This is a genomic window from Leucobacter aridicollis (assembly GCF_024399335.1).
GTDB lineage: Bacteria > Actinomycetota > Actinomycetes > Actinomycetales > Microbacteriaceae > Leucobacter > Leucobacter aridicollis_A.
In genome coordinates this window covers 434,316-457,080 of the sequence record NZ_CP075339.1, presented here as the reverse complement: position 1 = coordinate 457,080, position 22,765 = coordinate 434,316, and the positions used below count along the sequence as shown (strand labels likewise).

Sequence of the window (22,765 nt, the reverse complement as noted above, 5' to 3'; positions counted from 1 at the left end):
GCCGAAGCCGGGAGTACCCGCGCTTCGTGGTGTCAGAGTAGGTCTGCGAAGGTTGCATTTAGGTTGCGCCGGGTCCGCGGCACCGCCGTCATCGCCCGGCTTCGATGGTCTCGAGCCTCGCAACTACGCGCGTGCGTTTCGGCGAGAGCGGGGGGAGCGCGTGCAGCAGCGCCTCCCACACCTGCGCGTCATCGACCGCCCAGTTCTGGGCGTACTCGAAGAGCAGCGGAGCGGCCGCTGTTTGCAACATTGACTCGCGCAGCGTCGAGTCCACCTCGTGTCGCAGCCGCTCGATGACGGGCGCATCTGAGGATGGCAACACGGGCCCCTCGTACGCTGCGAGCGCGAGCCTGTGCGCGCCCCGCTCGAGCGCTTCAAGTGTTTCAAGCGCGTCGAGCCTGAGCGGGCCACTCAGCCGGTATGGGCGAGACAGCAGTTCGAAACCGACTCTGTGTTGAATCAACCATTTGCGAAGACGAACGACCTCGGGTCTGAGGCTGTGCTCCGCACCAGGCTCGCCGTAGACCTGATCCGCGAGCGCCGCGGCAGACAGCCCGTTCGGCGCCTCAGCAAGTGCCGCGAGGATCTCGGCATGGCGTCTACTGACGCTCACGAACCCGCCGCTGTGTTCAAACAGCGCAGGGTCGCGCCCGAGGAGCATGAGCCGCGGCGTTGCCTGCTTCGGCTCGCGTTTGGGCGGTGGATGAGCAGTCGACGTGACGCGTCGCTCGCTCGAACGTTCGTGACTGCGCTCGAGTGCCGCGCGCATGGCGACAAGTTTGAGCTCGGCCTCGACCGCAGCCCGCGTGGCTTCCACGAGCGGCAGGATGTGCGGCGAGGCTGCAGCGTCATTGCCTGTCACGTCAATGACACCGATGATCGCGCCGCTCTCGGGCTCGTGTACCGGGACCGCGGTGCAGCTCCACTGGTGCACGGCGCGGTTGTAGTGCTCAGCGCCGAGCACCTGGATCGAGTCGCCGAGCAGCAGCGCCGAGCCCGGCGCCGACGTGCCGACAGCATTCTCAGACCAGTCGGCGCCAGCGGCGAACCCCATCTCCTCGGCTTCCGACCGCAGCCGCCTGTCGCCATCGACCCACAGCAGCCTGCCCGCGGCGTCGCCGATGGCAACGACGAATCCAGCCTGGGTCGCCTCGTCGAGCAGGAGCCTGTTCACGACTGGAAGTACTCGTGCGATCGGATGGAGGCGCTGCAGCTCCTCGAGCTCGTCAGGCGACAGTGGCCTCGCGCCCGGGGTCACGTTCGGGTCGATCGAGTGCCGCTTCGAGCGCACCCACGATTCGAGCACGACCGGGCGAAGATCGCTCTGAGCAGCGAAGGTGCGCCGGGAGTCCGGGTCCTCGGCGAGCGAATGGTCGGCAACGAAGCGCTCGTGCGCACGCTCGAGCAGCAGGCGGCGCTGCCTCACTGATTCGCCGCGCTGGAGTGCGTGTCGACTGTTGCGCACCTGGGACCTCCCTTGGCTCAGGTGATCCGAGAGTACAGGATCTGGCTAGGAGGAGCCATCGAACGATCCGGCAGGCAGCTGCACGACCGCGTCGAGCAGTTCTCGCGTGTAGGCCTGCTGCGGGTCAAGGAGGGCCCGCGGCCCCTGCTCGACAATGGCGCCGGCGCGCAGCACGACGACATCGTCGCACAGCGCGTGGACAACGGCGAGGTCGTGGGAGATCACGATGAGGGCGAGGCCGCGCTCCCTGCGAAGCCGCGCGAGCAGGTCGAGAATTGCGGCCTGCACTGACACATCGAGCGCGCTTGTCGCCTCGTCAGCGACGAGCACTTTCGGCTCGGCGGCAAGCGCCCTCGCGATCGCGACACGTTGCCGTTGCCCGCCCGAGAGCTCGTGCGGGTAGCGCCTCGCGTGTTCAGGGGCGAGGCCGACTTCCGAGAGGAGCGCCGCGACGCGTCCCTCGGTCGAGCCGCGCGGGGAGCGCGCGAGATCGCCTCCTCTGGCTCGAGCGCGGCGATCGTGTGCGCGCACAACCTCGCCGAGCGTCGCACCGACTGTGCGGCGCGGGTTGAGTGACGACGAGGGATCCTGTGGGATGAGCTGGATCTCCTCCCGCTCGCCCGCGAAGCTGAATGCTCCGTGCGCGCGCGGTAGCTCCCCGACGATCGCACGCGCGATCGTCGTCTTTCCCGAACCCGACTCGCCGATGATGCCCAGCGCGCCGCGTACGTCGAAGGAGACGCCACCAACCGCCTCGCGGCCGCCATACCTCACGCGCAGGTCCTTGACGGCGAGCACGGGCGCGCCGTCAGACGTCGCTGCCGCTGGCGCGGCGGCCGTCTCGATGCTGGGCGGGGCGGTCTTCTCGACGCCGGGCGCACCCGTCGTGTGTATGCTGATCGCGCCTGCGCTTGGCGCGAGGGCAACGCGATCGTTGATCCTTTCCGCGGGGCGGGGGGCACGAGGGATCGCGCTGAGCAGCTCCCGAGTGTACGGGTGTTCTGGTCGGGCGAGGACCGCGGCCGTTGCCCCTTCCTCGACGACGCACCCTCCGCGCATGACCGCGATCCGCTCGCACATTGCGGCGACAACAGCGACGTCATGGCTCACGAACACGAGAGTCAGGCCGCGTTCCCGCCGGAGGGCTTTCAGCAGCTCGAGTACCTCACGCTGCACTGTCGCATCCAGCGCCGTCGTCGGCTCGTCAGCGAGCAGAATCGCCGGCCTCCCAGCGAGCGCCATCGCGATCACGATGCGCTGGCGCTGTCCACCCGAGAGTTCATGCGGGTACGCGCGGGCGATGCGTTCTGGGTCACCGAGCCGGACAGCACCGAGTAGCTCGCGCACCCGTGCCACCGGGTCTGGCTCCCCCGCCGCGACGCACGCTTCGCGCAGCTGGGTGCCAACTCGCGTCAGCGGATCGAGTGCGCTCAGTGGATCCTGGAACACCATGCCAACGGCGCCCCCGATGGCGACTTCGCCGTGAGTGTGCACCACACCGTTCGGGAGCAGGCCGGCGATGGCGCGGAGGGTGAGGCTCTTGCCCGATCCTGATTCGCCGACAATGCCGAGTGCCTCGCCTGGGGTGAGATCGAAACTCACGCCCTGGGCGCTGTGCCCCTCGCTGCCACCCGGCGCCCTGCCCTCTGCCCTGCCCGGCGCCCTGCCCGGCGCCCCGCCGACAAGCGCGGGAGCTGGCAGTTGTTGTCGCTTGGGCGCACGCGAAGCGACAACAGCTGCCAACTCGAGGGTGAGCCCGCGGACGTGGAGCGACCCGAGAGGCACCCCCGCAGTCGCCGGGCGTGGGCCCCGACGCCCGCCGCGGGCCCTGCCGGTTTTGCGCGGCTCACCCGTCACTCTCAGCGCGTCACCGATGCCGTCGCCAAGCAGCGAGAGTGCGACGCCAGTCACCACGACGGCAAGTCCCGGCAACGCCGAGAGCCACCAGTGACTCGTCACGAACGCCTGTCCATCGGCGATCATCGTGCCCCAGTCTGGCGTTGGCGGCTGGATGCCGAGCCCGAGAAACCCGAGAGTGACGATCGCAACCATGATGAGCACAATCTCAGTCGCGAGCAGCACGACAGCCTGCGGCAGCACGTTGGGCAGGAGGTGCCTGACAAGGATCTGCCCGTGCGACAGGCCCGCCCCTCGCGCCGCGCGCACCCAGCCATGATCGCGCATCGACGCGGTAAGAGCGCGGATCACCCGGGCATACCCGACCCACCCGACGAGCGCGAACGCGGCGATGATGCCCGGTCCCCCCGCACCGACCGCGAACACGATTGCGATGACGAGCACATAAAACGGGAACGCGATAACAGTGTCGGTGACACGCGAGATCGCCCAGTCCGTGCCGCGTCCGAAGTAGCCAGCGACGAGGCCAAGCGTCACGCCAACGACGAACGGGGTGATCGCCGCGATGGCAGCGATCCCGAGATCAGTGCGCGCCGCAAAGAGCACCCGTGAGAACACGTCACGACCGAGCTGGTCCGTACCAAACGGGTGCGCGAACGAGGGAGGGAGCAGGCCGGCCGACAAATCCTGCGCGGTCGGCGAGTACGGCGCGAGCGCGGGGGCGAGCACCGCGACAAACACGATCACCGAGAGAAGCAGCGCGCCTGCGACAAAGCTCCGCGACCCGAGCGCGCGCCGCGCACCACTCATCGCGCACCCCGCAACCTCGGGTCGATGAGCGCCGACAGCAGCTGGGCCACGAGCGTCACGAGCACGACAAGGATCGCGCAGTACAACGCGATCGTCTGCACCACAGGAAAGTCTCGGGTCGAGATCGACTGGAACAGGAGCGTGCCAAGGCCGTTGATGCCAAACACCTTCTCGACAACCAGCGTCCCGCCGATGAGGTATGCAAGGTTCACGCTCAGAAGATTCAGCGTCGGCAACGCCGCGCCGCGCAGCACGTGGCGCCAACGAATCTGCCGCTCCGGGATGCGCGCAGCCCGCAACGTCGTCACGAACTCGGCCTCCGTCACCTCGAGCAGTTGAGCCCGAAGCGAGCGGATAAGCGGCGGCGCCATACCCAGCGCGACCGCAAGCGCAGGCAACACCAGCGAACGCACCGGCTCGAACGGGGCCGACCCCGCCGCGCCGACACCCCCGACCGGAAACCACCCAAGGTTCACGGCGAACACGATGATGAGCAGGAGTCCGATCCAGAACAGCGGCATTCCGAGCGTGATCGTCGGCACGATGCGCACAAGCTGATCCACGAAGCCATCGGGTCGATTCGCCGCCGCGAGCGCAAGCGGCACGGCAATCGCAAGCACAAGCATGAGCGCGAGCGCGACGATGCCGAGGCTCACAGGCGCGCGAGACAGTACAAGCTCTGCGGTTGGCACGCCAGTCACGAGCGAGTCGCCAGTATCACCGCGCGTGAGCACCCCTGAGACAAAGTCGGTGTACTGCTGCCAGAGCGGGGCGTCGAGCCCAAGCTTGGCGCGGAGCTCGGCGAGCGCCTGCGGCGTCGCGCGATCCCCGAGGATCATCACGGCAGGATCGCCGGGCACCAGGCGCAGCAGAAAGAACACAGCTGTGACGACGCCGAGCATGACCGGCAGCACCGTTCCCGCGACGCGCAGGGCCTGGCGCAGCACCTGGCGCGGGAGGGATCGCAGAGCCGCTGACACTCGCCTACTCTATCCGCTGCGCTGGCGCGCCCTGCCAGACCCTGTTGGGCCCCGCAGGGCGTGCCTGCGGACGCGCGGCTCTTCCGCCGGCTACTTCGCTTCGACCCACGCGTCCTGGAACCTGACGCTCCCGTTCGGCAGCGATTCGAGGCCGTGCACCTTCGCCGTCGTGCCGTGCAGGTTCGGCGAGTAGTAGACGGGAATGTAGGGCACGTCGCCAGCAAGGATCCGCTGGATGTCGGTGTAGATCTGCTCCCGCTCGGGCCCGTCTGCGGTCGTGCGGCCCTCGTGCATGAGCTTCGTGACCTCGGGGTTCGTGTAGTGGGTCCAGAACGAGTTGCTGAAGCCCTCGGGATCGGCCTGGAACGTCACGAGCCCGTTGGGGTCGGGGGCGTCGGACTGCCCCGAGTTGATCATGAAGTCGTAGTCGAACGCCTTGAAGCGCTCGCGGAATGAGGCGAGGTCGATGGACTCGATCTGCACGTCGATGCCGAGGGGCGCGAGTGATTCCTGCACAACCTGGGCGATCTGGGCGCGAGCTGAGTTCCCGCTCGGGATGAGCATCGTCGCCTCGAAGCCGTCCGCGAAGTCCGACTTCGCGAGCTCCTGCTTCGCCGCGTCGACGTCGTGTGTGAGCACCGGCTTCGCGTCGAACGCGTCGGCCGCGCTGTACTCGATCGCCGGCGGAATGAGCGAGGACGCCGCACGGGCGGTGCCAAACGTGGTCGCCTGCGTGATGCCGGGCAGGTCGAGCGCCTGCGCGACCGCGCGGCGGACGTGCACGTCTGCGAACTCGGGCTTCTGCGTGTTGAAGAAGACCTGCTCGATCGCCCACGAATCGCTCTTCAAAAGCTTCGTTGCTTCCCCGTTCTCGACCGCGTCTGCGTTCGCCGCAGGCACCTGCTCGACAGCGTCGATCTGGCCAGCGTTCAGGCGCTGGAGCAGCTGGTTGTCGTCGGCAACGAAGACGTAGTCGAGGCCGTCAAGGAGCGGCTTCCCGTCCTGCCAGTAGTGCTCGTTCTTCACGAAATTCAGGTCACCCGCAGGGTCCCACTCGCTGACCGCGAACGGCCCGGTACCAACCGGGGCCTTGAAGAAGTCCTCCTCGGTCTTGCCGCCGAAGTCCGTGGGCAGAACGCCCGCGGAGAAGCTCGTGAGCTCCGACAGGAACGGCGTGTACGCCTCACCGAGCGTCATGACGACGGTACCGGCAGCGTCATCGGTCACGATTTCCGAGATCGGGGCGGTGAGAGTGAGGGGCCCCTGCTTCGCGAGGTTGCGTTCGAGCGAAAATTTCACGTCAGAGGCCTGCACGTCAGACCCATCGGAGTACTTGAGCCCCTCGCGCAGCGTAAATGTATAGGTCAGTCCGTCTGCCGAGATCTCGTGGCTCTTCGCCAACCAGTCGATGATCTTGCCGTGCTCATCGAACGAGACGAGCGACTCGAAGATCTTGTCAATCGCGAATGCGTTGTTCGCGGTGATCTGCGTGTGCAGGTCGAGATCGTTCGCGCTCGCGAGCCTGCCATAGGTGAGCGTGCCGCCGGCGGTCGGCGCTGGCTCGGAGCCCCCGCCCTGTGCAGCGGGGGCGCAGCCCGCAAGTCCGAGCGTTGCGGCGAGCGCGAGTGCGACAAGTGCTCGCTGTGAGTTCGGGGTCATTGGTTCCTCTCGGCAGCGGGGTGGCAGCGGCGGCAGGTGCCGCGTGCTCCGGCTGGTCTATGTAGTTAGGCTACGATCTGGCCGCGTAGTGGACCACATTGTCGGCGCTGGGGTGAACCACAGGCTGGGGTGGGGCTGGCTGCGAGCTTCAGGACTGCGGGATCCGGGCATCGCTCCTCGGGACTCCGGGGAGGGCCGCCACACCGACGCACCTCGCACCCACGAGACCGGGAATCGGCTGCCCGGGGAGGGCCGGGTAGACTTGACCGAGTGACTAGCCCTACTCCATCAGACTCGCAGGCCCGCTCTCAGACGATCCAGCAGGCGGTGCGCGGACTCTTCCACCTCATCGCAATCATCGCGATCACTGTGTGGGGCTTCATGAGCTGGGAAATGCCGTTTCCTGGCATCTTCACGGGCCTCGGGTTGCTCGCGCTGAGCTTGCTGCTCTGGGCACTCTTCCTGTCACCCAAGCCCGTGCTCGCAACCGACCGCTTCGGGCGCGCGCTGATCGAGCTGCTGCTACTCGCAGCCGGTGTCGGGGCTATGCTCGGACTCGGCATCAACTGGATCGTCGCTGTCGTCTTCGGACTCGCTGGCGCGACGCTCGGCTTCGTCACCTCGCTTCGCAGCAAGTAGTCGGTGGCGCGGCGTCTGTGAATCGCTGAGCTGCCAAATCTGCGGCTGCAGTCCAGTAGTACGCGCCTCTCAGCTACACCCCCGCTCCGCTGCACGCAGTAGGCCTGGGATCAACAGAACCAATGCCACCAACCTAAGGATCCAGGCATATCTTCTGACGATCACATTGGAAACGCCGAAAACAGAGCGCCATCCCCAGAATCCGACGCAGCCCAGTAGCACGCTTCACTTCAGCACAGCCACTCCGCTGCACACAGTACGCCTGGGATCAACAGAACCAATGCCACCAACCTAAGGATCCAGGCATATCTTCTGACGATCACATTGGAAGCGCCGGCAACGGCGCGCGTCGCCGACAGCGAGGCTCCGCAATCAGGCTCAGCAGCCAGGGTCAGCACCAGCTACAGAGCCCGCCCCCGGAATAGCCACCCTAGGGCCGCTGTTGCATAGAGCATGACCACATCACAGCACAGCGGCGGCACAGCCGGCAGCAATGTAGCCCTGGGGCTCGACACGTTTGGCGACATCTCCCAGCAGCCCGATGGCAGCCGCACTCACCCCGCACAGGTGCTGCGTGACGTCGTCGAGCAGGCGAAGCTCGCTGATTCCCTCGGTGTAGACGCGATCACTCTCGGCGAGCATCACCGAGACGACTTCGCGATCTCGTCACCTGAGATCGTGCTCGGCGCAATCGCCGGCGCGACCGAGCAGATCCTGCTCGGCACTGGCGTGACGGTGCTCTCAAGCGATGACCCTGTCAGGGTCTACGAGCGCTTCGCGACACTCGACGGCGTGAGCGGCGGCCGCGCCGAGGTGATTCTGGGGCGAGGCTCCTTCACCGAGTCCTTTCCGCTTTTCGGATACGACCTGAACGACTACGACGCTCTCTTCAGCGAGAAGCTCGACCTGTTTGCAAAGCTTCGCAGCGAGGGCCCAGTCACCTGGGCGGGCAAACACCGCACGCCGCTCGTCAACCAAGAGGTGCACCCCAAGACCGAGCACCCGGGCGGCGTCCCCGCCTGGATCGGTGTCGGCGGCAGCCCCCAGTCAGTCGTACGGTCAGTTCAGGTCGGCATCCCCATGATGCTCGCAATCATCGGCGGCGACCCGGCGAGATTCCTCCCATTCGCTGACCTATACCGCAGCGCCCAGCAGGAACTCGAGCGTGACCCGATGCCGCTCGGCGTCCACTCGCCCGGGCACGTGGCGGCGACCGACGAGCTCGCCCGCGAAGAACTCTGGGAGCACTTCGCGGCGAACCGCAACCGCATCGGGCGTGAGCGCGGCTGGCCCGAGGCGTCACGCGCCGAGTTTGACGCCGAGGTCGAGTCAGGATCCCTCTACGTCGGATCTCCCGAGACCGTCGCACGGAAGATCGCGAACACCGTGCGCACACTCAGCGCTGACCGATTCGATCTCAAGTATGCGAACGGCACGATGCCACACGACATGCTCATGACGAGCATTGAGCTCTACGGACGCGACGTGATCCCACGGGTCCGCGAACTACTCAGCGAGTAGGCCAGGCGCGGGCCCGAGCACTGGGCCCGCGAGAGGCGGAAGCGTCGCCTCTGAACCACGTCCCACGGGCGGCAGCGCCCATGGGACGTGGTTCTGTGCTGGGCTCACCGCTTGTTCTTGAAGAACCTATCGACGAGTTCGAGCGTCGTGCCGTCAGAAAGGGCGCCCTCGCTCAGCTCGGGCTCGCCGACGAGAATGTCACCAACGTTCACCGCAGCGGCCGCCTGCGCGATGCGCTTTGTGATGCGCAGCGATCTGAAGTCTTTTCCGCGTAGTTCGTTCACCTGCGCGAGCGCGGCCGCCATGAGTTCGCCCCGCGGGGCGACAACGTTCACGAGCCCGTGTCGCAGCGCGTCGGCCGCGGGCATGTCACGCGCAAACATCACGAACTCTTTCGCAGCGCTCGCCCCCATGACTGACACGAGTCGCGGTGTCGCGCCGTAGGTGAGAAACATTCCGAGGTTCGTCTCTGGCAGATTCAGCACCGCATCTGCCGCCATAAGCCGAAAGTCGGCGGTCATTGCGATCGCGACACCGGCCCCGTAGGCAGATCCTTGAATCACCGCGAACGCAATCTGCTCGAGACCCTCGAGCTTGTGCATCACCTCCTGCGCGAGCCGCTGCAGTGCGCGCATTGCCGCGCGCGCCTGAGACTCGTCCGAGAGCGGTTCGCGCATCTCTTGCAGGTCTTGTCCGGCGGCGAAGATCGGACCGTCGCCCGTCAGGATCAGAAACCGCACCGCCTCATTGCCGTCGAGCCAGTCGGCAAGCTCAATGAGCTCACGAAGCATCTGCCGGCTCACCGCGTTGGCTCGGCTCGGTCGCGAGAGCGTCGCGATGAGCAGGTCACCGTCAAACTCGAGGCGTATCGTGTCGAGTGCTGGCACGTCTGTCATGAAGCGGCTCTCCCTTCACGGGCGGCGGCTCCGCCGCGCGCGTATCCCGGCCAGGCTACGCACGTGTGCGACATTCGTCAACCAATACGCCACGAACGATGCGCAAATCCTTGCGTTGCAGATCAGCGGCGCGGCAGCCATATGCCCCTCCGCGCTCAGGCGTCGCGTGTCCGCCAGAGCAACCACACGAAGTACGGTGCACCGAGCAGCGCGACCATGAGGCCCGCGGGGAGCTGCGCGGGCGCGATGACCGTGCGCCCGACGGCATCGGCCACCCCGACAAGGACCGCACCGAGCACGGCGGCTGTTGGCAGGAAGCGAGCCGCCCGAGCGCCCACCAGCGCTCGGGCTGCGTGCGGGGCGAGGAGACCAACGAACCCGACGACGCCAACCGCCGTGACGCTCGCAGCGGCGAGTAGTGCGGCGAGCGCGAGCAGGCCAAGCCGCGTGCGCTCGAGGCGCACCCCGAGCGCACGCGGGGTGTCCTCGTCAAGCGCAATGAGGTCGACCTCGCGGCGAGCGGCGAGCACGAGCGGTAGCCCAATCGCGAGCACAATGAGCACTGGAAGCACCTGTGCGAAGCTGCGCCCGTAGGTCGTGCCTGAAAGCCAGGTATAGATCGCCGGCGTATTCCACGGGTCGGCGCGCAGCAGGAAGAACGTCGTGAGCGCTGTTGCACCGGCCGAGACACCGATGCCGATGAGCACGAGCCTGTCTGCGCTCAGGCCGCCGCGCCAGCTCAGGCCGTAGACGAGGGCGAACGCAAGGAGGGATCCGACGGTCGCGGCCACCGTGATCCCGACAGTGTTTGCAAGCCCGCCAGTGACGACGAGCACCGCGCCGAGGCCGGCACCGCCGGTGATGCCCAGGAGGCCCGGATCGGCGAGGGGGTTTCGGCTGATCGACTGTGTGATGCCACCGGCAACCGCGAGCGCCGCGCCCGCGAGGATGGCCGCGATCACGCGAGGCGCGCGCTCGTCGAGGGCGAGCGCGATTGGGGGCGGCGCGGTCCCCTGAAGCCACAGCGCGAGGTCGCCTGTGCGCAACAGTGTGTTGCCGGAGAGCGCGCCAAGCACAACGACCGCGACGAGCGCAGCGGCGAGGATGACGATCGTGATCCAGAACCTGCGCGCGCTCCTCGCCGCCGCACGCACCCGTGCGGCCTGTGTGGAGCCACCGCGCAGTCCCCGCGCGAGAATCACGAGCACGATTGCGCCGGCGAGCGTCGTCGCGACGCCAGTTGGTACCGACACTGCCGCCGCCGCGCCGAGCACTGCCCTGAGCACGGCGTCTGCACCGAGCACGAGCACGGCGCCAATGAGCCCGGCGGCTGGCAGCCTGAACGCGTGCCGTTCGAGCGCGGGAACCCAGCGAGCGAGCAGTCGCGCGAGCACCGGGGCGCAGAGGCCGACAAAGCCGATGGGCCCGGCAAGCGTGACGGCGGTCGCGGAGAGCGTGACGGCGATCAGGATCCCGGATACCCGAGTCGCGCGAAGCGGAACGCCGAGGCTTTTCGCGAGATCGTCGCCAAGACTGAACACGTCAAGGCGGTGCGACAGCAGGAGGCCGGCCACAACCGCGATCGCAATGAGCGGCAGCGCGCGCAGCGCAGCATCGAGGTTGAGCTGGGCGAGGCTCCCACTCCCCCACGCAAGGAGACCCTTCGTCTCCTCTTGGAAGAGGATCAGGAGCGCAGACGTGAGCGCCTGAAAGGCGAGCGCAAGTGCGGAGCCAGCGAGCACGAGCCTGGTACTTGAGGTGCCGGCGCCGCCTGCGAGGCCGAGCACGAGGACCGCGGCGGCGAGCCCGCCGGCGAAGGCGAGCAGTCCCGAAGCCCACAGGGGCACGGCGATCCCGAACGCTGCGACAGCAGTCACCGCGAGATACGACCCCGCCGTGACGCCGAGGGTGTCGGGCGAGGCGAGTGGGTTCCGGGCAAGCGTCTGCATGAGCACGCCCGCGACGCCGAGAGCAACACCGACGGCGACGCCGGCCGCGAGGCGCGGGAGCCGGGAACCCCACAGCACGTTGCTGGCGTCGTCAGTACCGCCGCCGGTAAGCACCTGGAGCAGTTCACCCGCACCGACGCCAGACGTTCCCTGCGAGAGATGCCAAGCCGCAACGACGGCGAGCGAGGCGGCGATGACCGCGATCGCGGCCCCGCCCCCGAACGCGCGGGCGCGGGGGCGCGCCTCGGCGCCCGCGACGGCGAGCTCGGAGGCGGTGCGGGTCACTCGCCCGCGCCGGGTTCAGCCAGCACCGACACGTAGGCGTCGATGATCTGCTGCGCCGACCGGGGGCCACCAAACGTCCAGATGCCAGTCGGGAACGCGTACAGGCGACCGTCGGCGACGGCAGGCAGCGCCGCCCATACCGGGTTCGTCTCGAGCGCAGTCGCGAACTCGTCTTCCGACTTCTCTTCTGTCGCGGTGTGCAGCAGCGTCGCGTCACCGACGGCCTTCATTCCCTCGATGTCGGTCTGGCCGAGGCCATAAGCGGGGTCGACCTCGCCCGTCCAGGCGTTCGTGAGGCCCAGCTCTTCGCCGATCTCACCGACGAGCGATCCTTGCCCGAAGGGACGCAGCGCGACGTTGCCGCCGTCGATCCAGCCGTCGAAGTAGACGAAATCGGTCGTCTTCAGGCCAGCATCGGCGAGGCTGCCCTTCGCCTCAGCGAGGTGCGCGTCGAACTCGTCGAGCACCACGGCGGCGCGCTCCTCGCGGCCTGTCGCGTCGGCGATGAGCGAGAATGTGTTCTTCATGTTCGCGATCGGATCTGCGGCGTCTGCGCCCTTCGTCGCGAGTACAGGGACGCCGTACTTCTCGAGCTTGCCGATGATCTCATCGTCCGCTGTGTATGCCTCCACAATCACGAGGTCGGGGTTCGTTCCGAAGAGGGCGTCGAGGTTCGGCTCCTGCCTGGATCCGACGTCGGTCGCGCCCTCGGGAAGCTCAACCGCGGTGTCCCAGGTGGTGAATCCGTCGGCGTCAGCAACGGCGACCGGGGCGACGCACAGGGTGATCACGTCTTCAATCTGCTGCCATTCAAGCACGGCGACTCGCTTCGCTGGCGCGTCAAGGCTGACGGTGCGCCCAAACGAGTCGGTGAGTTCGACTGCGCCAGTGCTCGTCGTTGTCGAGTCGTTCTCACAGCCAGCGATCGACGAGGCCGGGGCGGTCTCGGTCTCACCTGTAGGCGCTACGGTCGTGCCGCACCCCGAGAGCGCGAGCGCGAGAGCGGCGGCTGGGGCGGCGATCGCCGCGAGGCGGGACGTACGACGACGAGTGGTCGAGGGGCTGATACTCATGCGGTGCAGACTTCCGGTTCAAGGCGGCGCTGGCGCTGCCGGTGGCGTGCGCGCGGGAACACCCGAACGCGTTTCGTTTCCTCGTCGACGGTCGTGTCGATGGGAAGTCCGTAGACAGCCGAGAGATGCTCGCCAGTGAGCACCTCTTCGGGGGCACCGCAGGCGAGCACGCTCCCGCCCGCGAGCAGCACAACCTCGTCAGCGACGCCCGCGGCCTGGTCGAGGTCGTGCAGCACGACGCCGACAGCTGTGCCTCGGGCGGCGAGGTCGCAGATCAGGTCGAGCGTATCCATCTGGTGCTTGAGATCAAGGTGGTTCGTTGGCTCGTCGAGCAGCAGCACACCGGTGTCCTGCGCGAGCGCCGTGCCCAGCCAGACTCGCTGGAGTTCGCCGCCCGAGAGCTGGTCTGCTGAACGGTCGGCCATCTGCGTGAGACCGGTGAGCTCGAGGGCTGTGTCGACGGCCGCGCGATCCTGATCTTGCAGGCCCGAAAACCGTCCGCGATGCGGGTGACGACCGTAGGTGACAATGTCGCGCACCGAGAGGCCCGACGGGTGCGGCCGCGACTGCGACAGCATCGCAACTTCGCGGGCAAACTCTTTGGCGCTCAGCGCGCTCGCTCTCCTCGGCTCAGCGTTCGCCGAGGAGAGCGTCACATCGCCGGAGTTTGTGTCGTGGAGACGGGCGATCGCCCTCAGCAGCGTCGACTTGCCGCTGCCGTTCGGGCCGACGAGCGCGGTCACCCTGCCGGGCCGCAGCGTGAGGCTCGCGCAGTGCACGACCTCGGTGCCCCGATAGCCCAGGCACAGTTCTGTTCCGCAAAGAGTCGATGCTTTCACAGTTAAGTAAGCCTAGCCTAACATTGATCTGATGAATAGAGTGGGTGTGGATTCGCGCCGTTCTCCCAGCTCGCGCAAGCCGCACACCACCGATCACCTACGCATCGTGCGCGCCAGACCGGCACGAACGCCCACCCGCCACCTACCGCCCCAAAGGAGCCCTTCCGAATGACCTCCCGCCAGCCGTACGACGCCTTCCTCACCCGGGTACTGCGCATCACGCAGCTCTCACCCCACTTCACGCGGATCACGTTCGGCGGCGACGACCTTCCGCACTTCGGCATCGACGGCCTCGATCAGCGCATCAAGCTGCTCCTGCCCCTCCCTGACGGCACGTTCCCCGAGCTCGGGCTCTTCGGCGATGAGAGCCCCGCGATGCTCGATTGGTACCGCAAGTGGCGGGAGCTACCCGACGACGAGCGCAACCCGATCCGCACCTATACGATCCGCGCTGTACGCCCAGAGCTCGCGGAGATCGACGTCGACTTCGTGCTGCATGGCACCGAAGGACCCGCTTCCGCCTGGGCGCAGGCAGCCACGCCCGGAGACGAGCTCATCATCGTCGGCCCGGACTCGCGTGCCCTGGAACCAGCGGGCGGCATCGAGTGGAACCCGGGCCCCGCCCGACGCGTACTCCTCGCAGGCGACGAGACCGCGGCGCCGGCGATCTGCGCCATCCTCGAGTCTCTCCCCAGCGACTTCACCGGGGAAGCGTTCATCGAGGTGCCCGAGGCCGGCGACGCACTCGAACTCTCGCACCCGAGCGGCGTCACCGTGACCTGGCTCGGACGCGACGGCGCCCCGCACGGCACGTTCCTTGAGCCCGCCATCGCGGAGTGGGGCGCGCGGCGACTTCCGGGGGCGGGCGCGCGGGCGGGCGATCCAGAGCAGGGGGACGTCGCTGGCGCCAGAACCGACTCTGGCGCCAGTGCCGACGCCGATGCCAGTACCGACGCCGAGGCGGTCGATTCGGACGAGGTCCTGTGGGACGTTCCTGAGCACGTCGTCGGCGAAGACTACGCCTGGCTCGCCGGCGAAGCGGGCGTCGTCACGCGCATGCGCCGCCACCTAGTGCGCGACCTCGGGATCGACCGCAAGGCCGTCGCGTTCATGGGTTACTGGCGAATCGGGCGCGCAGAGGGCTAGGCGCCCGCGACGCCACCCTTCCGGTCGCGGTTTGTGCACCCTTCGGCCGGCGAGGGCACCCCACCCAGGCTCGAGACCGCCTACGACCACCGAGACCGCACGCCCTGTCACAACAGGGGATGCGGTCTCGGATGAGAGATGCGGTCTCGGCCGGGCGCGGCGCCAACTCACTGGCCAGAGCCGGCGCACAGGCTAGCCGCGGGGCTGCAGGATCGACTTCGGCACGTGGTGGGTCGTGATCGACCCGGCCGCGAGCGGCGATCCCGCGGGGACCTCGGCCGAACCGGCGGGCCCACCAAGCGCCGAGTTCACCATCGCACTCATGACAGTGAACGCGTCACCGCGGCTGAAGCCGTGCTGCGTCGTCAGGAAGCGGAAGGCGCGCTGGTAGCCGTGTGCAAGCGACTCCTGGATCGTGTCGCCGAGCCCCACAAAGATCACCTCGGTTGCGGTCTCGATCGCTGGCCCCGAGACAGAGAACTCCTTTGTCAGCGACACGGTCGCGGTGATCGTGCCGGCAGCTTCGATAGCGACGTCAGAGGCTTCGCCCTCCGCCATAACAGCGTGGATGTCGCCCAGGCCGAGGAATGCTCCAGCGACACGCACGGGCAGGTACAGTCGGCTACCGATGCCAGCGTAGGTGAGGTCAAGGTTGCCGCCCTCGGAGTAGACGGGCGCCATCGACGAGTTGCGGCCAGACGCTGGTGCCGTGCCGAAACAGCCAACCATCGGGCGGGCCGGCACCGAGATGGTGTCGGTGAGGTGCACCATGCCATCAGAAATCGGCACCGTGCGCATGTACGGCTCGTCGCCCATGACGCCGGCGAGGGCACCAGCGCCGTGGAAGTAGCCCGACCAGCCGTGGTCTCCGAGCGTGATGTCGACAATGTCAACGATGAGCGTGTCGCCCGGCTCGGCGCCGTTCACGTAGACGGGCCCGGTGATCGGGTTCAAGAGCGACTCGAGGTCGTCGCTGCTTCCCTTCGCGGCACTCTCCGCATACGAGTAGTCAGACGTCTCAAACTGGATGTGCTCACCGGTGCCCGGATCGATCCTCAGCGCTGGCTCGTCCGCTGCCGAGAAACCTGAGTGCGCCTGATCCTTACCAATGAAATAGCTCACCAGAAACTCCTAACTATGCGTTCTGACCGCGGGCAGCGTCACGCCGCCGTGGGGGCGGGTGCCCCGCGCGGGCTGCTCTGCCGCGTGCGCCAGGACGGCCCGTTACGGTCAGGCGTTTCGCCACCCATGACCAGCCTGATCGCGTTGCTCACTCAACTATAGTGACCGGGCACCCGCCCGATTGAGCACCGTGGCAAGACGCCATCCGCGCCGCAGCTATCGCCCGCGCTCGCCGATGCGCGCCGAGAGCGCTGGCGGGGCGAGGCGTGCGGCCGCGGTCAACAGTTTGTACTTCACGGACGGGATCGAGACTGCCTTCCCCCGTTCGAGGTCCCTCAGCGAATCGGCGACAACTCGCGGCGCACTCAGCCACATCCAGCGCGGGATCCCTTCCTCGCCCGGAGGGAGCCCGAGCCGCTCGTGGAAGTTCGTGTGCGTATAGCCGGGGCAGACCGCGGTGACAGTCACGCCGCGCGAACGGTACCGCCCATTCGCCCAGCGCGAGAACGTCACAAGCCACTGCTTGACCGCCGAATAGGTACTGCGCGGAATGAACGCCGCGACCCAGGCGACGTTCACGATGCGGCCGCTCCCCCGCTCAAGCATCCCAGGCAGCGCCGCATGCATGAGCCGCATCGGCACCTCATTGTGGATACGCAAGTGGCGCGCCTCCGCTTCAATATCGTTCAGCTCAAACGCGAGCGGCAGACCAAAACCCGCGTTATTGACCAGGGTGCTGACGGGGTTTGTGCGAGATTCAAGACGCGCGACAACCCTGCGCACACCCTCCGGGTCGAGGAGGTCGACAGCGAGCACCTCGACGTCGACTCCGCACTTCGCGCGCAGGTTCGCGGCGAGCGCCTCAAGCGCCTCTCCGTCACGAGCGACGAGCACGAGGTGCTCACCGCGCTCAGCAAGCTGAGTCGCATATTCGGCCCCGAGCCCTGAGCTCGCACCGGTGATGAGAGCGGTGCGCGGGCCATCTTTCTGTATGCGGGCCGCCGCCTGTACGGCCAGCTCGGCCCGCTGGTCTCGGTTCAGAGGATCGTCTTGCTGGTGCGTCGTCGCTGACATGCCTTGATGGTAGCCCGGAGGCCCGGGCGTTTGGGGTGGGTCGTCATCCGCCAGAGCCGGAGGGGTGCGGATCCAGCGGCATCTTGCCGTCGGTCCCGCTGCTGTGAAAATCCGAAGTAATCACCCTACCTAGCCCTTGTTTCCTAAGTTTTCCTGCTGTGAGCGGGCAATTTCACGTGCGGTCAGAACGAACTGCGGTTCCCTGGACAAGCACGATATCCCGCTGAAAGACTGACCACGCACCCCGGAACAACCGGGGCAGTGTTTCGCCGCAGATCAGTGTCGAGCGTGGCGAAACGCTCGGCTACGACGCAAAGAGGCGGTGCACATGTTCAATCTTCCAACCTTTACGTTGGTCTCGATCGCGAGCGTGACAGGCTTTTGGGTGCTGTACACGGTCGTGTTCCTGTGGGTCTCCAGATCCTGGTCGCGCGACGACAGTGAGGTGACCCATGAAGATTGAGCTCTGGTTCCTCATCATCTACTTCGTCGCTATGGCCGGGATCGGCGTCTGGGCCATGCGCCGCAGCTCGAAGAACGCAGAGGGGTTCCTGCTCGCGGGGCGAAGCCTCGGGCCCGGGGTGACGGCACTGAGACTGCAGAGCTCGTCTATGTCGGGCTACATGTTCCTCGGCGCGGGCTCGCTCGGGTACACGCAGGGCTACTTCGGCATGTGGTACGCGCTCGGCGACATCGGCGGTGGCGTACTCAACCTGTCAGTGCTCGGCAGGCGGATGCGAAAACTCTCGCAGATCCTCGGTTCGATCACCTCTATTGAATACCTCGAACACCGGTACCCCTCGAAGTGGGTGCGGATGATCGCGGCTCCAGTCGCCCTGTTCTGCATGTTCTTTTACGTGATGGCCCAGTTCATCGCGGGTGGGCGCGGCCTCGAGATGGTCTCGGGAATCAGCTATCCGATCGCGCTCGCGGTGGCGATCGGGGTCATCGTGCTGTACACATTCCTCGGCGGGTACCTCGCGGTCGCGTACACGGACTTCGTACAGGCAATCATCATGCTCGTTGGAATGGTGTGGATCCTCATCGGCACCCTCACCGCCATCGGCGGCTTTTCTGCCGGCAACGCGAAGGTCGGAGCGATCGACGAGACCCTGCTTGGCATGTTCGGCAGTGGTGGTGTCTACGACGGCCAGTGGGGCATCATCTTGGGAGCGCTGCTCATCTTTTCGATCGGGTACATGGGGTGGCCGCACGTCGTCGTCAGCCACATGGCGATGAAACGGCCGAGCGTCGCGCGCCGAGCGGGTCTCTACTCGACACTATTCAATCTCGTCTTCATTCCCGCGCCCTACATCGTCGGCATCTTTGCGATCGTGCTGCTCCCAAACCTCGTGAACCCCGAGCTCGCAATCTTCGAAATGGCGTCAAATGTGCTGCCCTCTTTCGCCGTCGGGATAGTGATGGCGGCAATCATGTCGACAGCCGACGCGCTGCTGCTGCAGTCGGGAACCGTCGCGAGCCAGGACATTTACGCGCGGTTCTTCAACAAGAACATGACCGACAAGCAGATGGTGCTCGTCTCCCGCGTCATCGTGCTCACGCTCGCCATCGTCGGCTATCTCATTGCCGTCGTCGAGCCGCCCGCAGTTGCGGCTATCGTTATTTTCTCGACGACCGTGCTCGGCAGCGCTTTCGTGCCCTCCTACGTCTGCGCGGTGTGGTGGAAGAAGGCGAACACCGTCGGGGCGATCTCCTCGATGATCACGGGGACCGTACTCGCCGTCGGGTGGGAGCTCGCTGGCTTCGCCGGATTCACCGGGCTCGACCCGATGGTCGTTGGCATCCTAGGCTCCACCGTCGCAATGATCGTCGGTAGCCTCGCCACGCAGCGCAGCCACCCTGTGCCCGAGCACATCGCTCGCGCACTCGACGAGACCAAGAAGGTTGGCCCGATCCCAGCAAAGCTATTGCTCGGGCAAGATAGCAAGCTGTCGGCCCAGGCCGAGATCGCGAGTCAGTGACATGCCTGCGGACACGAAGAGCTTTCAGGCGCTTCCAGCGCAACTCACCTCCGCACACGCGTGGTCAGTTGTACTGGACCGCGCACCTGGAATCGCCATGGTGAGCGAGCGGCTCCGCTGGCACCCATTCTCAGGGTTCGAGTACAAGATCACGCACCCACTGAACATGGGCGGCTCACCGCAGCGTGCCTTCGCAATCGTGGATCGGCTCACGGGTCAGGCTACACTCACCGACCCGTGGCCTGACCTCGTGGAACTCGACGAGCGTCAGCGCACAAACCTCGTCACGGATCCTGGCTGGAACACGACGAGTTTCGCAGAGGCGGGAAGCCGCGCGCACCGTCTCGTAGCCACCGCGGCCATCCGAAAACACCGCCTCTCCACGCCCTCGACAGTCACCGGGGTACGGACCATCAACACACTCTGGAAGCCGAACTGGCTGCTCGAGGCCCGGCTAGCGGGCCGCAGGCTGCAGATCCTTGTCGACGCGGTCACAGGCGGGTACTACGTCGTTGGGACGTAAGGTTTCCTCGGAACGGCGAAGGGCCGGTGGAGAGATACTCTCCACCGGCCCTTCAGCGTTTGGCGGCGAAACGCTGCGCGTCTCGCTCTATGCCAACTCGCGCAGTAGCGCGACCAGCGTTTGGCGGCGAAACGCTGCGCGTTTCGCTCTATGCCAACTCGCGCAGTAGCGCGACCAGCGTTTGGCGGCGAAACGCTGCGCGTTTCGCTCTATGCCAACTCGCGCAGTAGCGCGACCAGCGTTTGGCGGCGAAACGCTGCGCGTTTCGCTCTATGCCAAACGCTGCTGCAGGTTCTCGTCGATCGACGCGAGGAACTCCTCGGTCGTCTGGTAGCCCTGCTCAGGGCCAACGAGGAGCGCGAGATCCTTCGTCATCTTGCCCGACTCAACGGTCTTGATGACAACGTCCTCGAGCGTGTGCGAGAACTCGATGAGCTCCTGGTTGTTGTCGAGCTTGCCACGGTGTGCGAGACCACGGGTCCACGCGAAGATCGACGCAATCGGGTTCGTCGAGGTCGGCTTCCCCTGCTGGTGCTGACGGTAGTGACGGGTCACGGTGCCGTGAGCAGCCTCAGCTTCGACGACCTTTCCATCCGGTGTCGCGAGCACGGAGGTCATGAGGCCGAGCGAGCCGAAGCCCTGCGCGACGGTGTCAGACTGCACGTCGCCGTCGTAGTTCTTGCATGCCCAGACGTAGCCGCCCTCCCACTTCATAGCGGAAGCGACCATGTCGTCGATGAGGCGGTGCTCGTAGGTCAGGCCCGCAGCCTCGAACTGCTCCTTGAACTCGGTGTCAAAGATCTCCTGGAAGATGTCCTTGAAGCGGCCGTCGTACGCCTTGAGGATGGTGTTCTTCGTCGAGAGGTACACCGGGTAGTTACGCGAGAGGCCGTAGTTCAGCGATGCGCGTGCGAAGTCAACGATCGACGCGTCGAGGTTGTACTGCACCTGCGCGATGCCGTCGCCCGGGGCCTGGTAGACCTCGAACTTCTGGGGCTCGCCGCCGTCCTTGGGCGCGAACTCGACGGTGAGGGTGCCCTCACCCGCGAAGCGGAAGTCGGTTGCGCGGTACTGGTCGCCGAACGCGTGGCGGCCGATGATGATCGGCTTGTTCCATCCCGGCACGAGGCGGGGGATGTTCGAGATGATGATCGGCTCGCGGAAGATCACGCCGCCAAGGATGTTGCGGATGGTGCCGTTCGGGCTCTTCCACATCTTCTTCAGGCCGAACTCTTCGACGCGCGCCTCATCAGGCGTGATTGTCGCGCACTTCACGCCGACGCCGTGCTTCTGGATCGCGTGCGCGGCGTCGATCGTGACCTGATCGTCGGTTGCGTCGCGGTGCTCCATACCGAGGTCGTAGTACTCGAGCGTGACGTCGAGGTACGGGTGGATCAGCCGATCCTTGATGAACTGCCAGATGATTCGTGTCATCTCGTCGCCGTCGAGCTCAACGACGGTGCCTTCAACCTTGATCTTCGCCAACGTAACTCCCTGTTTCAACGATCAAATTTCCGCCTTCTAGTCTAGCCGATGCGGCCTAGATTTATCTCGACGTCAAGATATCGGGGTGATCGGGTGCGAAGATCGCCGCCGGTAGGGCAGCAAGCTAGGCGTCGCCCGCTTCGCCGCCGCCGGCCCCGCCGGGATCCGCGCCGCCGGTGTCACCGTCACCGGCGCCCGGAGCAGGGGGCGTCGTGACTGGCGGCGAGGTGGCTGGCGGGCTCGGCTGCCCTCCCGTGCCGGCTTGCGGCTCAGGGTTCGTCGCGCCCGGATCGGCGGGCGTCTCCGGCGCTGGTGTTTCAGCGTCTTGCTGCTGCTGAGCCTCGGCGGCAGCAGCGTTCTCGGCTGCCTCTTCCACCGCTTTGCGCTCGGCCTCGTACGAACCGATGAGCTTTTGGAACTTCGGCATGATGTAGCGCATCTGCACGACTGGCCCACCAGGGATCCGCATTGCCCCTTCGGGAGCCTCAGCTCCCTCAGGGAGGCCGCTTACCTTGCCGTCGCCGTCGACGACGAAAAAGGCGGCGTTCGCACGTGCCTGCAAGTCCGTCGCATCGGCGAGCAGCTGCTTCGTCTCTTCGAGCTTCTCGACTTCAGGATCAAGCCCGGCGGCCTCCGCCTCGGCGTCGCGCTCCGCGAGTTCATCGATGATCTGCTTCGCCACCCGCTGAGCTTCAGTCGTGGTAAGTTCCTGGACTTCAGTCAGCGCGGCCTTTAGTGCCGTGTTGTCCGCCGAAAGCCCATCTACTGTCACCGCGAAGTCTTCAGCGAGCTTCTGGTTCGTCGCATGCAGCCGCTTCGTTTGTTGCACGCGCTCAAGGGTGACTGTTCCTGTGGTGTCAACGTGCTCGACACCCTCCGGCGTGATGTCTGCGTAAAAGGCGAGAAGGTCTGCGTCAACGTCGAACCAGTTCTGCGGGTCTGGCTGCTCGGCCTCACGGGCCGTCAACGCTTTCTTCGCCGCGCTCGAGTGGTTCTTCGGGACTGCGTCGACGGCGATGGCAGCTGAGAGCGCAGTCGTGGCCTCGGCGAGTGCCCGCTTGAACTCGGGGCTCAGCGGCCCGTCCGCGGGTTTTGTAAACGCAGTGAGTTTCGCGGGGAGCCCGTGTACTTCAGCAGAACGCAGCTCAAGCAACAACTGTTCAGAGCCTGCCTGCATCTCGAGCTGCGTGAGCGCTTCGGCCTGGGCGTTCACCTGTTCAGCGAGCTCGTGGAAGGTTGCAGCCTCGCGGGCGTAAAGCACCTGCGGCGCGGCAATTCCGCCTGTCGTGAGCAGCACGGCGACGATAGCAAGCGATGTCGTGAGCGCCTTCGAGGTCACCCTGCGTCGGCGCGCGACAACTCTCGGCGACTCGGCAGTTGCGCCGTCGTCGCCGTGGGCGTTGCCTCGTCGCGCCAGTTCCGTCACCTTCTTCGTTGCACTACTGCGATCCTCGACCTCG

Annotated in this window: 18 protein-coding genes; 6 read left to right on the top strand and 12 right to left on the bottom strand. The window is 66.4% G+C overall.

All coding sequences use genetic code 11. The features are described 5' to 3' along the window. Positions 1-88: 88 nt before the first annotated feature. From KI794_RS01980 to KI794_RS01965, 4 genes are all read right to left on the bottom strand, one after another. On the bottom strand, positions 89-1,465 hold the full coding sequence (locus KI794_RS01980) for a transcriptional regulator (protein ID WP_255808950.1): 1,377 nt from the start codon (positions 1,463-1,465) through the stop codon (positions 89-91). 45 nt (positions 1,466-1,510) lie between these two features. Further along, positions 1,511-4,132: an ABC transporter ATP-binding protein/permease gene (locus tag KI794_RS01975; RefSeq protein WP_255808949.1), complete on the bottom strand. Its 2,622-nt coding sequence runs from the start codon at positions 4,130-4,132 to the stop codon at positions 1,511-1,513. Next, the gene (locus KI794_RS01970; protein ID WP_255808948.1) at positions 4,129-5,112 is read right to left on the bottom strand and encodes an ABC transporter permease; all 984 of its coding nucleotides are present in this window, start codon (positions 5,110-5,112) and stop codon (positions 4,129-4,131) included. The genes KI794_RS01975 and KI794_RS01970 overlap by 4 nt, the downstream gene beginning before the upstream one ends. 90 nt (positions 5,113-5,202) lie before the next feature. Continuing rightward, on the bottom strand, positions 5,203-6,771 hold the full coding sequence (locus KI794_RS01965; protein ID WP_255808947.1) for an ABC transporter substrate-binding protein: 1,569 nt from the start codon (positions 6,769-6,771) through the stop codon (positions 5,203-5,205). Positions 6,772-7,041: 270 nt separating this feature from the next. On the opposite strand from KI794_RS01965, the gene KI794_RS01960 reads away from it, so the two are divergent. Both KI794_RS01960 and KI794_RS01955 read left to right on the top strand, forming a co-directional pair. Further along, positions 7,042-7,410 (top strand): DUF2568 domain-containing protein, encoded by a 369-nt coding sequence (locus KI794_RS01960; RefSeq protein WP_162921005.1) that lies wholly within the window; start codon positions 7,042-7,044, stop codon positions 7,408-7,410. Between the two features lie 453 nt (positions 7,411-7,863). Beyond that, on the top strand, positions 7,864-8,931 hold the full coding sequence (locus KI794_RS01955; protein ID WP_255808946.1) for an LLM class flavin-dependent oxidoreductase: 1,068 nt from the start codon (positions 7,864-7,866) through the stop codon (positions 8,929-8,931). A 104-nt stretch (positions 8,932-9,035) separates the two neighbouring features. On the opposite strand, the gene KI794_RS01950 is transcribed toward KI794_RS01955, so the two are convergent. The 4 genes from KI794_RS01950 to KI794_RS01935 all read right to left on the bottom strand — a co-directional run bounded on the left by KI794_RS01950 (position 9,036) and on the right by KI794_RS01935 (position 13,973). Continuing rightward, entirely contained in the window at positions 9,036-9,827 is a 792-nt protein-coding gene (locus KI794_RS01950) for an enoyl-CoA hydratase/isomerase family protein (RefSeq protein ID WP_255808945.1), read from the bottom strand. A 155-nt stretch (positions 9,828-9,982) separates the two neighbouring features. Beyond that, positions 9,983-12,061, bottom strand: coding sequence for an iron ABC transporter permease (locus KI794_RS01945; protein ID WP_255808944.1), 2,079 nt, complete (start codon positions 12,059-12,061; stop codon positions 9,983-9,985). Next, on the bottom strand, positions 12,058-13,134 hold the full coding sequence (locus tag KI794_RS01940; RefSeq protein ID WP_255808943.1) for an iron-siderophore ABC transporter substrate-binding protein: 1,077 nt from the start codon (positions 13,132-13,134) through the stop codon (positions 12,058-12,060). The genes KI794_RS01945 and KI794_RS01940 overlap by 4 nt, the downstream gene beginning before the upstream one ends. Next, positions 13,131-13,973 (bottom strand): ABC transporter ATP-binding protein, encoded by an 843-nt coding sequence (locus tag KI794_RS01935; protein WP_255808942.1) that lies wholly within the window; start codon positions 13,971-13,973, stop codon positions 13,131-13,133. Before KI794_RS01935 ends, KI794_RS01940 begins: the two co-directional genes overlap by 4 nt. A gap of 168 nt (positions 13,974-14,141) precedes the next feature. Between KI794_RS01935 and KI794_RS01930 the strand changes: the two genes are divergently transcribed. Beyond that, positions 14,142-15,119: a siderophore-interacting protein gene (locus KI794_RS01930; protein WP_255808941.1), complete on the top strand. Its 978-nt coding sequence runs from the start codon at positions 14,142-14,144 to the stop codon at positions 15,117-15,119. Positions 15,120-15,311: 192 nt separating this feature from the next. Here the strand turns inward: KI794_RS01930 and KI794_RS01925 are convergent, their stop codons facing one another. Together KI794_RS01925 and KI794_RS01920 are read right to left on the bottom strand one after the other, a co-directional pair. After that, positions 15,312-16,241, bottom strand: coding sequence for an acetamidase/formamidase family protein (locus KI794_RS01925; protein WP_255808940.1), 930 nt, complete (start codon positions 16,239-16,241; stop codon positions 15,312-15,314). 216 nt (positions 16,242-16,457) lie between these two features. Beyond that, positions 16,458-17,315 (bottom strand): SDR family NAD(P)-dependent oxidoreductase, encoded by an 858-nt coding sequence (locus KI794_RS01920; protein WP_255808939.1) that lies wholly within the window; start codon positions 17,313-17,315, stop codon positions 16,458-16,460. 328 nt (positions 17,316-17,643) lie between these two features. Between KI794_RS01920 and KI794_RS01915 the strand changes: the two genes are divergently transcribed. Genes KI794_RS01915 through KI794_RS01905 form a run of 3 tightly spaced genes read left to right on the top strand, consistent with a single transcriptional unit; the run spans position 17,644 to position 19,820 of the window. Then, positions 17,644-17,778 (top strand): hypothetical protein, encoded by a 135-nt coding sequence (locus KI794_RS01915; RefSeq protein ID WP_255808938.1) that lies wholly within the window; start codon positions 17,644-17,646, stop codon positions 17,776-17,778. Further along, a complete protein-coding gene (locus KI794_RS01910) occupies positions 17,768-19,297 on the top strand; it encodes a sodium/proline symporter (RefSeq protein ID WP_255808937.1) in 1,530 nt (509 codons plus the stop codon). Before KI794_RS01915 ends, KI794_RS01910 begins: the two co-directional genes overlap by 11 nt. Before the next feature lies 1 nt (position 19,298). Continuing rightward, complete coding sequence (locus KI794_RS01905; protein WP_255808936.1) at positions 19,299-19,820, top strand: hypothetical protein; 522 nt, start codon at positions 19,299-19,301, stop codon at positions 19,818-19,820. Positions 19,821-20,090: 270 nt separating this feature from the next. On the opposite strand, the gene KI794_RS01900 is transcribed toward KI794_RS01905, so the two are convergent. Continuing rightward, positions 20,091-21,305, bottom strand: a complete 1,215-nt coding sequence (locus tag KI794_RS01900) for an NADP-dependent isocitrate dehydrogenase (protein WP_119281651.1) — start codon at positions 21,303-21,305, stop codon at positions 20,091-20,093. A 124-nt stretch (positions 21,306-21,429) separates the two neighbouring features. After that, positions 21,430-22,731, bottom strand: a complete 1,302-nt coding sequence (locus KI794_RS01895) for a hypothetical protein (protein WP_255808935.1) — start codon at positions 22,729-22,731, stop codon at positions 21,430-21,432. Positions 22,732-22,765: the final 34 nt, after the last annotated feature.